The organism is Aeromonas molluscorum (assembly GCF_051376105.1).
In the GTDB taxonomy this organism is placed as follows: domain Bacteria; phylum Pseudomonadota; class Gammaproteobacteria; order Enterobacterales; family Aeromonadaceae; genus Aeromonas; species Aeromonas molluscorum.
The window spans coordinates 1,723,761-1,737,439 of record NZ_JBPQCY010000002.1; the positions used below are offsets into that span (position 1 = coordinate 1,723,761).

10 protein-coding genes are annotated in these 13,679 nt (G+C 61.3%); 4 read left to right on the forward strand and 6 right to left on the reverse strand.

What is annotated here, in order from left to right; genetic code table 11:
- The first annotated feature begins 27 nt into the window (after positions 1–27).
- Together ACSMDR_RS18465 and ACSMDR_RS18470 are read left to right on the forward strand one after the other, a co-directional pair.
- A complete protein-coding gene (locus ACSMDR_RS18465; RefSeq protein WP_436469194.1) occupies positions 28–2,169 on the forward strand; it encodes a TonB-dependent siderophore receptor in 2,142 nt (713 codons plus the stop codon).
- Positions 2,170–2,270: 101 nt separating this feature from the next.
- Entirely contained in the window at positions 2,271–3,062 is a 792-nt protein-coding gene (locus tag ACSMDR_RS18470; RefSeq protein ID WP_436469365.1) for a siderophore ferric iron reductase, read from the forward strand.
- A gap of 48 nt (positions 3,063–3,110) precedes the next feature.
- On the opposite strand, the gene ACSMDR_RS18475 is transcribed toward ACSMDR_RS18470, so the two are convergent.
- The gene (locus ACSMDR_RS18475) at positions 3,111–4,031 is read right to left on the reverse strand and encodes a LysR substrate-binding domain-containing protein (protein WP_005893590.1); all 921 of its coding nucleotides are present in this window, start codon (positions 4,029–4,031) and stop codon (positions 3,111–3,113) included.
- A gap of 230 nt (positions 4,032–4,261) precedes the next feature.
- Here ACSMDR_RS18475 and metE point away from each other — a divergent pair, with 230 nt between their 5' ends.
- Complete coding sequence (gene metE / locus ACSMDR_RS18480) at positions 4,262–6,541, forward strand: 5-methyltetrahydropteroyltriglutamate--homocysteine S-methyltransferase (protein WP_436469195.1); 2,280 nt, start codon at positions 4,262–4,264, stop codon at positions 6,539–6,541.
- A gap of 180 nt (positions 6,542–6,721) precedes the next feature.
- Positions 6,722–7,834 (forward strand): HPP family protein, encoded by a 1,113-nt coding sequence (locus tag ACSMDR_RS18485; RefSeq protein ID WP_436469366.1) that lies wholly within the window; start codon positions 6,722–6,724, stop codon positions 7,832–7,834.
- A 75-nt stretch (positions 7,835–7,909) separates the two neighbouring features.
- Here the strand turns inward: ACSMDR_RS18485 and ACSMDR_RS18490 are convergent, their stop codons facing one another.
- From ACSMDR_RS18490 to glpC, 5 genes are all read right to left on the reverse strand, one after another.
- Positions 7,910–9,193 carry a DUF2254 domain-containing protein gene (locus ACSMDR_RS18490; protein ID WP_436469196.1) on the reverse strand — a complete coding sequence of 428 codons (1,284 nt, stop codon included), beginning with the start codon at positions 9,191–9,193 and terminating at the stop codon, positions 7,910–7,912.
- Between the two features lie 327 nt (positions 9,194–9,520).
- Entirely contained in the window at positions 9,521–10,774 is a 1,254-nt protein-coding gene (locus tag ACSMDR_RS18495) for a D-amino acid dehydrogenase (RefSeq protein WP_436469197.1), read from the reverse strand.
- An 82-nt stretch (positions 10,775–10,856) separates the two neighbouring features.
- Positions 10,857–10,997: a hypothetical protein gene (locus tag ACSMDR_RS18500; RefSeq protein ID WP_436469198.1), complete on the reverse strand. Its 141-nt coding sequence runs from the start codon at positions 10,995–10,997 to the stop codon at positions 10,857–10,859.
- Positions 10,998–11,156: 159 nt separating this feature from the next.
- A complete protein-coding gene (locus ACSMDR_RS18505; RefSeq protein WP_436469199.1) occupies positions 11,157–12,050 on the reverse strand; it encodes a serine hydrolase in 894 nt (297 codons plus the stop codon).
- Between the two features lie 425 nt (positions 12,051–12,475).
- The gene (glpC, locus tag ACSMDR_RS18510; RefSeq protein ID WP_436469200.1) at positions 12,476–13,678 is read right to left on the reverse strand and encodes an anaerobic glycerol-3-phosphate dehydrogenase subunit GlpC; all 1,203 of its coding nucleotides are present in this window, start codon (positions 13,676–13,678) and stop codon (positions 12,476–12,478) included.
- Between the last annotated feature and the right edge of the window lies 1 nt (position 13,679).

Sequence of the window (13,679 nt, forward strand, 5' to 3'; positions counted from 1 at the left end):
ATTCAATCATTGGCATTCGAGGATCAGATGTACGCACTTCACCCCCCATTGACCCTGGTCGCGGCGACCCTCTCCACTCTGTTTGCGGGCAGTGTCCTGGCCGCGCAAACCGATCCGGCAGCGCCTGGCACCGAGACCATGACGGTCCTTGGCGAGACCTATCGCAACACGGCGACCAAGACCAAGCTCGACCCTGTCGAAACACCGCAGGCTATTTCCGTGGTGGATAGCCAGACGTTGGAGCAACGGGGCGCCAGTTCGGTGAGCGAGGCACTGCGTTATGTGCCAGGCGTCAACACCGAACTGCGGGGGGGCTCGGTCAATCGACTGGATCTGTTCAACATTCGCGGCTTTGACAACTATCAGAATTTCTATGACGGTTTGCTGCTGCAATATAACGATTGGAACCTGCAACCGCAGATAGATCCTGTCGCCATCGAGCAGTTGGAAGTGTTCAAGGGGCCGACTTCGGTGCTTTACGGCAGCATGCCACCGGGCGGCATGATCAACCTGATTGCCAAGCGGCCACAGCGCGAGGCCAGGCACAGCGTCAGCGTCGCGGGTGGCAGCGGGGATCTGCGCGAGGTGACCCTGGACACGACCGGCCCCATCAATGACACCTTTGCCTACCGTCTGGTTGGTTTGGCCCGCCACAAGGATGGCCAGGCGGTGACCTCACAAGAGGAGCGCTACGTGCTGGCTCCCTCCCTCGACTGGCGGCTCGGTGAACGTACCCTGCTCAACCTCAATGTTTATTACCAGAAGGATCCGGCCGCCGGCATCTACACCACAGTGCCCGCCAAAGGGTCGGCCAAGGACAATCCCCTCGGCAAGCTGGATAGCGATGCCTTCCTCGGTGACGAGAACTGGAACCAGTACAACCGGGAGGTGGCGCTGTTTGGCTACAAGCTCAGCCACGATTTCAATGCCAACTGGCAGTTCCTGCAAAATGCCCGCTACATGGATGCGTCAGCCAAGCAGCACAATACCTATAACGCGGCCCTGGGGGCGGATGATCGCACCCTGGCGCGCAATGCCTACCTGACCAATGAGGAGTCCAAGGGATTCGTCATCGACAACCAGCTGGCTGGCAAGCTGGCGACCGGCTCCGTGCAGCACAATCTGTTGCTCGGGGTCGATTACCAATATCTGGATGCCCAGGTGCTCTATCGGGATACCCTCGACTATTCGGCGCCCAGTATCGACATTTTTAACCCGGATCACCGCCAGATTAACCCCGATAGCCTCAATTTCATCTATCAGGATCGCAAGCAGATCAAGCAGTACCAGACGGGGGTCTATCTGCAGGATCAGCTGCGCCTCGACAGGCTGGTAGCCATAGGTGGCCTGCGCTATGACAGCTACCGGATGGATACCGACAGCGACAGCCTCTACAGCGGGGCTGCCAGCCACACCTTGGCCAAGATTGACCAGGACAATCTCTCCTTCCGCCTGGGGGCCCTCTATGAGCTCGACTACGGTATCTCGCCCTATGTGAGTTATGCCGACAGTTTCGAGCCGGTGGCGGGCAGCGACAAGAACGGCAATGCGTTCGATCCCGCCACTGGTCATCAGTGGGAGGGGGGGATCAAGTACCTGTCCGAGGACATGAGCAAGGCCCTGACCCTGTCGGCGTTCCGGATCACCAAGAAGCATGCCCTGGTGACGGATCCGGACAACCTGTACGGCCCCAAGTTGCAAACCGGCGAGATGGTCTCCAAGGGATTGGAGCTGGAGGGGCGCATCGATATCACCAGCAACCTGGACCTGAGTGCCACCTATACCCTGCTCGACATGGTGATCAGCCGTGACACCACCAGTTTGCAAGGCAAGACCCCGGTCTGGGTGCCGGATCAGACGGCCTCTCTGTGGGCTAACTACCGACTCGGTCAAGGGCCTGCCGCCGGTCTGCGTCTGGGGACCGGTCTGCGGTACGTTGGTGAGGCCGAGATGGATGCCGCCAACACCGACAAGGTGCCTGATTATCTGTTGATGGACATGTCTGCCTCCTATGATCTGGCCCAACTGAGCCCGCGCCTGAAAGGGGTGGAGGCCTCCGTCAGTGCCAGCAACCTGTTCGATACCACCTATTACTCCTGCTACGACCAGAGCAACTGCTGGTTCGGTGCCGAGCGCAATGTGGAGGCCAGACTCAAATACGTATTCTAAGCCTGCGCCCCGGCCGGACGCCGGGGCCCTTTTATCAGGGCGCCTCGTTCCATGACATCCCATCCGCCACTGGCCCTCTCGCTGAGACGGAGCCAGGTGCCATTGCCGCACAGGAGCGGGCAGCTGGCCTGCTTGCTCACGCCCCCCTGTTTTTGGCTGCGAGGGAGCTGATCCCCTCCCTCAAGGGCGAGTGGGTGGCGCAGGAGAGACCGCTGCTGATCGGCGCAGAGCGTGCCATGGCCCCGGCCGCGGTGGCGTTGGCGCTGCATGATCACTGGCGGCTGGCGCATCCGGAGGCGGGTCCCGCCTACTGGTTGACCCGCAGCTGGGGCATGCTCTGCTGGCAGTCCATCTACCTCGCCATGGTGGCCGTCTACCGGGTCGGTGCGGTGCCCGCATTGGACAAACTGGGGTTGGCGTATAGCGCTGGTCTGGTATCCGGTTTCACCTTGCCGGCCTCGCCGTTGATCAGGGGGGAGCAGTTGGTGTTGATCGAGGCGGCAGGCAGGCGGTTGCGTCGCCATTGGCAGCGGCTCTTCGAGATGTTTGCCGGTGAGATGCGGTTGCGGCCCGGCTTCGTGCGCCCGCTGTTGGCGGACGATCTGCTGGCGGCGCTGGTCAGGGTGCCGGATTTCTTCACCGAGGTGAGCGTCGAGCGGGTCGCCGCCCATGCGCCGCTCTGGCTGGCGGCCTGCGGTTTGCCCGCCGAGCATCTGGCGGGGTGGCGGGAGGCGTCAGGCGTGGCGAGCGCCTCACCTGGCTATATCCGCCAGCGCTGCTGCCTGCACTACAAGCGCCGCGATGGTTCGCTGTGCGAGAACTGTCCACGGCGACAAGCGGGTCAGGCTCGCTGCGGTGACGGAGCGGAGCAGAAGAGTGAACCAGATGGTTGACGAGTGGTACGGGCCGCCCATGGGGCGGCCTTTTCTTTACGACCTGAGTCAGGCGCCCATCTTGGCGCGAATGCGTTCGAACAGGCTCTGCAGGCAGGCTTGATCCTTGTCGGCGGCGCGCACGGCACCATACATGTGGCGGCGCACACCGCTTCCCAGGGGCCGGGCCTCGAGCAGCCCCTGGCGGACAAATTCCTCGCTGGCCCAGTTGGGCAGGGCGGCGACGCCAAGCCCGGCGGCGGCCATCTGCAGCATGACGGAGGTGTTGTCCACCAGCTTGCAACGCTTGGGCTCGATCCCCGCCGGTTGCAAGAAGCGGCTGAACACATCCATGCGAGCGCGCTCCACTGGGTAGACCAGCAGCACCTCTTGTTGCAGATCGATTGGGGCTATCTGGGTCTGATGGCAGAGGGTGCTCTCCGGCGCCATCACCAGGCTGAGCTCGAAGGAGAACAGTGGTTCGAAGTGCAGATCGCCGCGGGCCAGTACATCCGAGGTGAGCAGCAAGTCGAGCTGGCCGCCGAGCAGGGCACTCAGGGTGTCGAAACCGGGCACTGACTCCACCTCCAGATCCACTCCTGGCCACTGGCGGCGAAAGTCCGGCAAGAGCGGCAATAGCCACTGGATGCAGCTGTGGCAATCCAGTGCCAGGTGCAATCGGCCCGCGTCGCCGCTGTGCAGGGCCTGCAACTGCTTCTCGGTCTGCGCCAGGGCGGGCAGCACCTGGCGGGCCAGAGCCAGCAAATGCTGCCCCGCCGCCGTCAATACCAGGGGCCGGCTTTTGCGCAAGTAAAGCTCCATGCCAAGGCGGGTCTCCAGCTCCTTGAGTTGATGGGATAGGGCAGATTGGGTGAGGTTGAGCGTGAGCGCGGCCCCCGCCAGAGAACCCTGCTCGGCCAGGGCAGACATTGTCTTCAGATGCTTGATATCAATGCTCAAATTACTGGTCGACTTGCTGGGCACACCCATGGCACCACTCCTTGCTGTATCAGTTGAAGACACGCTTTGATCACTGGGGCTGGCTCCTTCCATATGCGTTACAGACTCCCTTGTGCATCGTTGAGGATTTCTTGAGAGCCAGTTGAAGAGGATTCAATAGCCAAGAGCACCTTATCTCGACATTCTAGATGTGTAAACATCTGGATGGCTAAATCATCCAGTTCCCCATAGGACAGAGATGAGATTAAGGAAAGACGGCCATGACACAAGCACATACCCTGGGATTCCCCCGCATCGGCGCCAAGCGTGAACTGAAATTTGCCCTCGAATCCTACTGGCGTGGTGAGACCACCCAGGCCGAACTGGTTGCCGTAGGCAAGAGCCTGCGTCAGCGTCACTGGCAAGCCCAGCGCACCGCCGGGGTCAACCTGCTGCCGGTAGGGGATTTTGCCTGGTACGATCAGGTGCTTGGCACCAGCCTGCTGGTGGATGCCATCCCCGAGCGCCACCGTGATGGCGACACCGATCTCGACACCCTGTTCCGGGTGGCCCGTGGCCGTGCGCCGACCGGCCCGGCTGCCGCCGCCGCCGAGATGACCAAGTGGTTCAACACCAACTATCACTATCTGGTGCCCGAGTTCAGCCGTGACCAGCGCTTCAAGCTGGGCTGGAGTCAACTCTTTGAAGAGGTGGAAGAGGCCAAGGCCCTGGGGCTGCCGGTCAAGGCGGTGCTGCTGGGGCCCGTCTCTTATCTGTGGCTCGGCAAGGAGAAAGAGAGTGGCTTCTCGCGCCTCGAACTGCTCGACCGTCTGCTGATCGTCTATCAGGAGATCCTGGCCAAGCTGGCGGCGCAAGGGGTGGAGTGGGTGCAGATCGACGAGCCCGCCCTGGCGCTGGATCTGCCGGACGAGTGGCGCCTGGCCTATCTGAATGCCTATGAGCGTCTGAGCGGCCCCTGCAAACTGCTGCTCACCACCTATTTCGGATCCGTGGCCCATCAGCGCGACATCATCACCAGCCTGAAAGTCGATGGTTTGCACCTGGATCTGGTCGCCGCCCCCGAACAGCTCGACACCCTGGTCCCGCACTTGCCGGCCCAGTGGGTCATCTCCGCCGGGGTGATCAATGGTCGCAACGTCTGGCGTGCCAACCTGGCCAAGCTGGCACCGACGCTCAATGCATTGAAAGAGAAGCTCGGCGAGCGACTCTGGGTCGCCTCATCCTGCTCCCTGCTGCACAGCCCGGTGGATCTCACCCTGGAGCATGAACTCGACCCCCAGACCCGCAGCTGGTTCGCCTTCGCCCTGCAAAAGTGCTACGAGCTGGGCCTGCTGGCCGACTACTTGAGCGACAGTGCGCTGGGTGGCGGTGACTTGACCAAGATTGCGGCCTACAGCCAACCCATCATCGATCGGGAGTCCGACAGCCGGGTCCACAAGCAAGGGGTGCAGTCTCGTCTGGCCCAGCTGACCGAATCCGAGTTCAATCGCCACAGCGCTTACGAGCAGCGGGCCCTGGCCCAGCGCAGGGATCTCAAGCTGCCCCTGTTGCCGACCACCACCATCGGCTCTTTCCCGCAGACGGCGGAAATCCGGGTGCTGCGTCAGGATTGGCGTGCCGGTCGTATCGACGACGGCGCTTACGAGGCGGGTATTCAGGCCCAGATCAAAGATGCCATCGCGCGTCAGGAGGCTATCGGGCTGGACGTGCTGGTACACGGCGAGGCCGAGCGCAACGACATGGTGGAGTATTTCGGTGAGCTGCTGGACGGCTTTGCCATCACCCGTTTCGGCTGGGTGCAGAGCTATGGTTCGCGCTGCGTCAAGCCGCCGGTGATCACCCGGGACATCGACCGTCCGACCCCGATGACGCTCGAGTGGACCCAGTTTGCCCAGAGCCTGACCGACAAGCCGGTCAAGGGGATGCTGACCGGGCCCGTGACCATCCTCTGCTGGTCCTTCCCCCGGGAAGATGTGAGCCGCGAGCAATCTGCCCTGCAGATTGGCCTGGCCATTCGCGACGAAGTGGCGAGCCTCGAAGCTGCCGGCATCAAGATTATCCAGATTGATGAGCCAGCCATCCGCGAAGGCTTGCCCCTGCGTAAACAGGATCATCAGGCCTATCTGGACTGGGCGGTGCGGGCCTTCCGCCTGAGTGCGAGCCCGGTGGTGGACAGCACCCAGATCCACACCCACATGTGTTACAGCGATTTCAACCTCATCATAGAGGCGGTGGCGGCGCTGGACGCGGATGTGATCACCATAGAGACCAGCCGTAGCCAGATGCAGCTGCTTGAAGCGTTCGAGCGCTTCAACTACCCCAACGAAATCGGCCCGGGCGTCTATGACATCCACTCGCCGAACGTACCGAGCCAGAGCTGGATTGAGGGCTTGCTGCGCAAGGCGGCCCAGCAGATCCCGGCCGAGCGGCTCTGGGTCAACCCGGATTGCGGCCTCAAGACCCGCGGCTGGGAAGAGACGGAAGCGGCGCTCAAGGTGATGGTCGATGCCACCAAGGTGCTGCGCGCCGAGCTGGCGTAAACCGCCAGGCAGCTAGCCAAGGAGGTGTCACTGACGAATAAGGGGAGGGCGCAAGCCTTCCCCTTTTCGTTGTCAGCTGCAACGGGAGCCATTACTGGGCCATGGCGACGCTGGCATTGATGGAAGAGATGCCGGTAGAATTGCGCATTTTGAATGACCCTTATCATGCACAGGAACAAGATGCAGCTCAGCGACTTTTACCCGGTATCGACCAATACCAGCCTCAAGGAGAGCTGTTATGGCGCTCTAGGTGCGCTCATCGGTCTGTTGATGACCGAATTGCTCTGCCAATGGTGGCTTGGCGTCAGCCCCCACTGGCTCATTGCCCCCATGGGCGCCTCAGCCGTGCTGCTCTTTGCCGCCCCGGCCAGTCCGCTGGCCCAGCCCTGGTGCATCCTGGTGGGCAACAGTGTCTCGGCCTTGATGGGAGTGATCAGTGCAAGCTGGATCCCGGATCTGGCACTGGCCTCCGCTGTGGCAGTGATGCTGGCCATCGCCGCCATGTTCATGACCCGCAGCCTGCACCCGCCAGGGGGGGCCGTGGCTCTGACCGCCGTGATAGGTGGCGAGAGCATCACCCAACTTGGCTTCTGGTATGTGTTGCTGCCGGTGTTCATCAACTCCCTGCTCCTCCTGGCCATGGGCCTCCTCTACAACCGGGCGCTCGGTCGCCGTTATCCCAATGGTGGCAAGGCGGCCCCCAACCGTCACCAGACGGCGGATCCCGAGCCGAGCAAGCGCATCGCAACCCATGCCACCGACATCGATTTTGCCCTGGAAAAGCACGGCGAGCTGCTCGACATCAGCCGTCAGGATCTGCAGGCATTGCTGCAAGAGGCGCAACTGCATGCGCTGCGCGAGCGGGTCGGGACAGTACTCTGTCAGGATGTGATGTCGCGGGATCTGATCGTCGTTGCGCCAGAGGAGTCGGCCATGGTGGCCTGGCATCGACTCTCCCAGCATCACATCAAGGCGTTGCCTGTGGTCGATGACGCGCAGCGGCTGGTCGGCATCCTGACCCTGCACGATCTGATGATCGACAGGCAGCGCCAGCTACCGAGGGAGGCAGCCAGCCTCGAACAGAAGCAGGTGGCGGATCTGATGACCCGGGAGGTGCGTACGGCGCGCCGTTATCAGCCGCTCTACGATCTGGTGGAGTTCTTCTCCGATGGTGGTCTGCACCATATGCCGGTGGTGGAGGGGGAGCAACTGGTCGGTATCTTGACTCAGTCGGATATGGTGGCGGCCCTGTTCAATCTGGCACTGCGCCCGGTTGCGGACAAGGCAGAGTAAAGACGAGGCCAGGCGCAACCAGGGGGAGGCCGCTTGGAGAGGCGCTACAGCGAGGCCGTGGTGCCTCGCCCTTGGTCAATCATCGCCGAGCAACCTGCGGGCCAAGGCCCTGACTTGTGCTTTATCTTCCTCCAGGTTCATGGCCAGTTCACTGCGGGCCAGCGCCAACCGGCCGTGACGGCGGGCCGCGTCGGCCATGGTCTGGCTGCCGTGGGTCAATGCCAGCAAGGCTTTTTGCAGTCGCAGGGCCACCTCTAGCGTCCCCGCGCCATCCCGGGCGATGGCGGTAAAAGCATCATCGAACATATCCATGACGGCCAGTGGCGATGCGCTGATCCGCTCGTAGGGTGAGGCCTGGTGGTTGGCCTGATCTTCGCCGGAGAGCGGCTCATCCCACAGCACGAACAGGCGCACCAGCGTACCCAGTATGCCGATGGCAGTCCCTGGATCGTTGACCGCGGGGGAGAGGGCTCGCCCGGCTATCTCGGCCAGTACAATCAGGCCAAAGCGGGGATCTTCATCGAACAGTCGCTCCGATCCTACCGTGAAAGCGCTGGCGAGACGGGCCATGTCGAGCCTGGCAGGCTCAGGGCAGCCGTGGGCCAGGGCAAGCCCCTGGTCTGGCGTCACGAAAGTGCCGGGCAGCGCCAGGATCTGTATATGGGTGTCCATCTCCTCGGCCAGGGTGTTGAGGTGCGCTATATCAATCTGCTGTACGTAGCCAATCTCGGGACTGCTTATCAGCAGGCCACCGGTGAGCCCCTCATGGACGGGACTGGCGCCCAGGGTGGGGGTGAGGCGCCGCCGTTGCAGGGCGGCATTTGTCGCCTGTTCGACCCGCTTGACCGTAGTGCCAAGGCGTCCCAGGCGGGCAATGCGATCCACCCAGTGGACGAACATCAGAATGACGAGAGCCAGCACGACCAGGGTGAGCAGAAACAGGGTGAAGCGACCGGCCAGGGCGAAATAGTCGTTTTTGACCCCGATCAGCGAGACCACGCTGAAGATGAAGGCACCGATAAAGGTCGACAGGGCATTTTGTGAGACGTCATCGGCGATCACCAGCGTGACGCTACGCGGAGTGGCCGCGTTGCTGGCCGAGGCGTAGGCTGCCACCATGGAGGCGACGGCAAAGGTGGCAACCCCCAGCATGCTGGCGGACATGACGGATAGCAGGGAGAGCAGTGCCTCGTTGGTGATGGTGGGCAGGTAGTCGCCAAGGTCGCTGCTATCGGCCAGGCGGGCGGCGAGGGCGCCCAGGATGGAGAGCAGGCAGATGGCGAGGGGTTTCACCCAAAGTCGCTCGCGAAGGCGGTTGACCAGGAAGCGCCAGCGCTCGCGGGAGGGGATGAACGGCATAGGCACTCCTTTTCCTAGAGGGATAACCCAGCCTATGGTGTTCTGCACCAGGTCGCAATCTCATCAGGCTCGGCCGCGCATTATACGAATAGAAAAGGAGTGGCCCTGGCCGCTCCTTTTTATATTCGTAGCGCTGATGAACTCGATAGTGATGGCGCCCTTGGCGCAGCCGGGCGCTATGCCAGTCGGGGATGCAGTCATGGGCCAGAATGCAAATGCTGACGACAGGTTCGGGGTGATCCAGGCAGCAAAGATGACAAGAGGGAGTGCCAGGCACTCCCTCTTGCATGAGGCTTGTGACCATCAAAATGGCCGCTGGCCGGGGACTTAGCCATAGCGGGCCAGGGTCAGGCCTTCGTCGCTGATGGCGGGCTGGGTACCGCTGATGAGATCTGCCAGCAGTTGGCCTGAGCCCGCTGCCATGGTCCAGCCCAGGGTGCCGTGGCCGGTATTGAGCCAGAGTCCCGGTATCGGGCTCGGACCCACTAGCGGCGTGCCGTCCGGTGTCATGGGGCGTAGCCCGGTCCAGAACTCGGCCTGGGCGAGATCGCCGCCCTCCGGGAAGAGATCCCTGACCACCATGGCGAGGGTGTCGTGGCGTTTGGGATTGAGTGCCAGATTGAAACCGCTGAGCTCGGCCATGCCACCGACCCGGATCCGCTCGTCGAAGCGGGTAATGGCGACTTTATAGGTTTCATCGAGCACTGTGCTGCGCGGCGCGGCCTCCGCATTGCTCATCGGCAGGGTAAGGGAGTAGCCCTTGACCGGGTAGACGGGCAAGGCGATGCCGAGCGGGCGCAGCAGGCCGGTGGAATAACTGCCCAGCGCACAGACGATGGCATCGGCCTGCCAGCGCTGCTCCCCGGCGCGAACGGCCACGGCGCGTCCGTTTTTCATCTCGATTTCATCGAGGGGGCAGTCAAACACGAACTCAACCCCCAGTTGCTGCGCTTCGGCCGCCAGGGCCTGGGTGAAGCGGAAGCAGTCGCCAGTCTCATCCCCTGGCAGGCGCAGGCCACCCACCACCTTGCCGCGCACCCGGGCCAGGGCTGGCTCAGCCTCTTCACAGCCCTGTGTATCCAGGGATTGATAGGGCACGCCATACTCTGCCAGCACGGCGATGTCGCGTTTGCTCGCCTCGAGTTGGGCCTGGCTTCGAAACAGCTGCAAGGTGCCAAGCTGACGTCCTTCGTAATCCAGATCAAGCTCGTCACGCAAGCCCTTCATGCAGTCACGGCTGTATTCCGCCAGACGGACCATACGCCCCTTGTTGGTGGCGTATGCGGCCGGGGTGCAGTTGGCAAACATCTTGAGCATCCAGCGCAACTGGAAGGGATCAGAGGTGGGACGCACCGTGAAGGGGGCATGTTTTTGCAGCAACCATTTGGCCGCCTTGAGCGGAATGCCAGGGGCGGCCCAAGGCGCCGCATAACCCGGGGAGATCTGCCCCGCGTTGCCATGGCTGGTTTCGAGGGCCACATGACTGCGCCGTTCGAGCAGGGTCACCTTGTGACCCGCCTTGGCCAGATACCAGGCGCTGGCAACCCCGATAACACCCCCACCCAGAACCACAATGTTCATTGCTACATCCTTGTTTTAACTGCGTTTGTTAATGCTAGAGCCCAGGTGCCCCAGATTGGCCCCTCTGGCAAATTGAGCCGATCTAGCCTTGATGGGTACCGGCAGGCATCACGTTAACATTGGCAGCGAAATCGGCAAATATGTCATCACAAAAATATAACATTAAGCTGCTTTTGTATTTTTTACCAGCTAATTGAACTGCATAAATAAATAATGCTGACATATCGCGCTGCTGTGGTGTGTGTGAAGTCTATCCCTGTACAAAAGAGACTGATGCAGGCCATGTGGGGGGAGGAGTTCATGGAGCCGATTGCGTTGAGCATTCGGTTGTGGCGGAGCATAAAAAAAGCCCCGGGAGGGGCTCTTTTTGATGACGGATTGATTACTGGCCGTTGAAGGCGGTGGTGCGTGCCAGCGCATTGCGGTTACCACTCTCAAGCCAGGTTTTGATCCGCTTGGCATCGGCTACCCTGGCCCCAGTGGTATCGGCATTGAGCAGCACCACTATCATGGGCTCACGGTTGATGTTGGCCTCCATCACCAGGCAGCGGCCTGCCTCGCGTATGTAGCCGGTCTTGGAGATGAGCACCTGCCAATCGGCATCGTGGACCAGGCGGTTGGAGTTGCGGTAGTGCAGCTGGCGCTTGCCGGTGCGGACATAGTGTTGCTGGGCCGAGGTGAACTGTCTAATGAGTGGATAGGCGGAGGCCGCCGCGACTAGCTTGGCCAAGTCATGGGCGGTGGAGACGTTACGGGGATTGAGGCCCGTACTGTCCGAGAACTTGGTGTTCCACATGCCCAGCATGCGGGCCTTGGCATTCATGGCGGAGACAAAAGCGCGCTGGCCGCCCGGGTAGTAACGGGCGAGGGAAGAGGCCGCACGGTTTTCGGAAGCCATCAGTGCTATGTGCAGCATCTCGACCCGGCTCAGTCGCGAGCCTATGGCCAGACGCGAGCCGGTGCCCTTGATGCGATCTATATCGGCATTGCTCACCGTGATCATCTCGTTCAGGCGCGGATTGGCATCGAGTACCACCAGGGCTGTCATCAGCTTGGTGATGGAGGCAATGGGCATGACTCTATTGGCATTGCGCTCCGAGAGGATCTCGCCGGTTCGCGGATTGGCGACCACGAATGCGGCCGAACTCAAGGTGGGGTCACTGCGTCGTTCGAGCATGCTGGGGGCGGGAGCATTGAGAAACGGAGCGGCCAGGGCTCCCAGGCTGACGGGAAGGAGCAAGGCACCGAACAGCAAGCTGGCAAGGGGACGTATCATAGTGGTGGTCTCTACCGCGTGAAAAAACCGAAATCAACCTCTCAGTTATATGTCGGGTTCTGACGCGCCGCAATCCCCATCACCTTGAACTGATAAGATTTTATGGTGGTCCGGCAATGTGTGAGTGTCTATTGATACCCCTTCTGTTGATAAAGTCATTGGTGAGGTCTTTTTGAGGCTCTTTATGATCCTGCCTCAGATGGTGCCAACGAATGATAAACGGTGCTCCGTAGTGGCGGCTGACAGGTAGATTGAGCTCTATATGGAGCTGCTTTTGACGGATGGATGGCTACTCGGGCAAGGGGCGAGGCTCAGCGATCCCCCCACGGTTGGTGCTCCCCTTTTTGGGCGAAAGGACAAGGTTTGGTGCACTTGAAGGAGGGGCGAACCCTTGGGTCGCCCCTCTTGATTGCGCTACGCCGGACTCATGCCAGCGCCTGGGCCAGCAGATGCACGGGATGTTCACAGCGATATGCGGTGCTCATCTCAATCTGCCATTTACAGGTTTCGCAGTCGGTGATGACCAGATCCGGCTTGAGACGGTCGATCTGCTCAAACAACCCCTCACCTATGGTCTGGCTGGTCTGGTAGTTCTCCGACTTGAAGCCGTAGGTACCGGCGATGCCACAGCACTGGGAGTCGAGCACAGTGACTTTTACCCCGGGAATGGCGCGCAGCAGCTCCAGGGTGTAGATGACCCCCCCCATCTTCTCCAGATGGCAGGGGGTGTGATAGGCAATATGCAGGTTGAGGGGCTTCATGGCAGGCTTGTTGCCCCGGTAGAACTCGTTCCACAGGAAGCGGGTCACCAGTGAGATGCGATCTCGCACCTTGCGATTGTCCTGACCGAGCAGGTGCGGGTATTCGTCCCTCAAGGTGAACCCGCAGGTGGAGGAGGTGGCCAGCAGCGGCATCTCGTTGCCGAGCAGGGTGTTTTCGAGCTGCTGGATGTTGAAGGCGGCTTGTTGCTTGGCTTTGGCCATGAAGCCGTTGGCGATGAGTGGCACGCCGCAGCATTTCTCCCGCGCCAGCAACTGCACCCCTATGTTCATGGCATTGAGCACTTGCACCAGCTCCTTGCCGAGCTGGGGGTGGTTGTAGTTGACGTAACAGCCGTGGAAATAGGCGATTTGCCGGTTATAGCTGGCCTGCACGGCTTGCTGCTTCTTGAACCAGCCGCGAAAGGTGCCTTGAGAATACTTGGGCAGGTCGCGGTGGGAGGAGACCCCGAGCGCCTTGTCCAGCACTTGCTTCACCGGTTTGAGTCCTGTGGTGAAGTTGACGATGGGGGCCATCAGGGTCGACATGCTGCCCATCAGATCCGTGTGGGATAGCACGAACTCGCGCACCCCCGGTTTGAATCCGCTGTACTGGTGCTTGGCCTTGGCGATGATGTCGCCGATACGTACGCCGCTCGGGCAGGCCACTTCGCAACGTTTGCAATTGGTGCAATATTTGAGCGCCTCGTCATAGAGGGCGGGGCTCTTGATGCGCAGCCGTTCACCATCGGGCCCTGCTTGTTTGGGGCCCGGATAGGCGGGATTGGCCTTGGCTACCGGGCAGTAGGCGGTGCAGACGGTGCATTTGATGCACTGATCGAAAGTCTGATTGGCATGGTCCAAAGGCATG

Bases quoted from the DNA above. Each gene is read 5' to 3' on its own strand.
- ACSMDR_RS18505 (WP_436469199.1), bottom strand. From the start codon at position 12,050: ATGATACGTCCCCTTGCCAGCTTGCTGTTCGGTGCCTTGCTCCTTCCC.
- ACSMDR_RS18475 (WP_005893590.1), bottom strand. From the start codon at position 4,031: ATGGGTGTGCCCAGCAAGTCGACCAGTAATTTGAGCATTGATATCAAG.
- ACSMDR_RS18485 (WP_436469366.1), top strand. From the start codon at position 6,722: ATGCAGCTCAGCGACTTTTACCCGGTATCGACCAATACCAGCCTCAAG.
- glpC (WP_436469200.1), bottom strand. From the start codon at position 13,678: ATGCCTTTGGACCATGCCAATCAGACTTTCGATCAGTGCATCAAATGC.
- ACSMDR_RS18490 (WP_436469196.1), bottom strand. From the start codon at position 9,193: ATGCCGTTCATCCCCTCCCGCGAGCGCTGGCGCTTCCTGGTCAACCGC.
- ACSMDR_RS18500 (WP_436469198.1), bottom strand. From the start codon at position 10,997: ATGTCAGCATTATTTATTTATGCAGTTCAATTAGCTGGTAAAAAATAC.
- ACSMDR_RS18495 (WP_436469197.1), bottom strand. From the start codon at position 10,774: ATGAACATTGTGGTTCTGGGTGGGGGTGTTATCGGGGTTGCCAGCGCC.
- metE (WP_436469195.1), top strand. From the start codon at position 4,262: ATGACACAAGCACATACCCTGGGATTCCCCCGCATCGGCGCCAAGCGT.
- ACSMDR_RS18465 (WP_436469194.1), top strand. From the start codon at position 28: ATGTACGCACTTCACCCCCCATTGACCCTGGTCGCGGCGACCCTCTCC.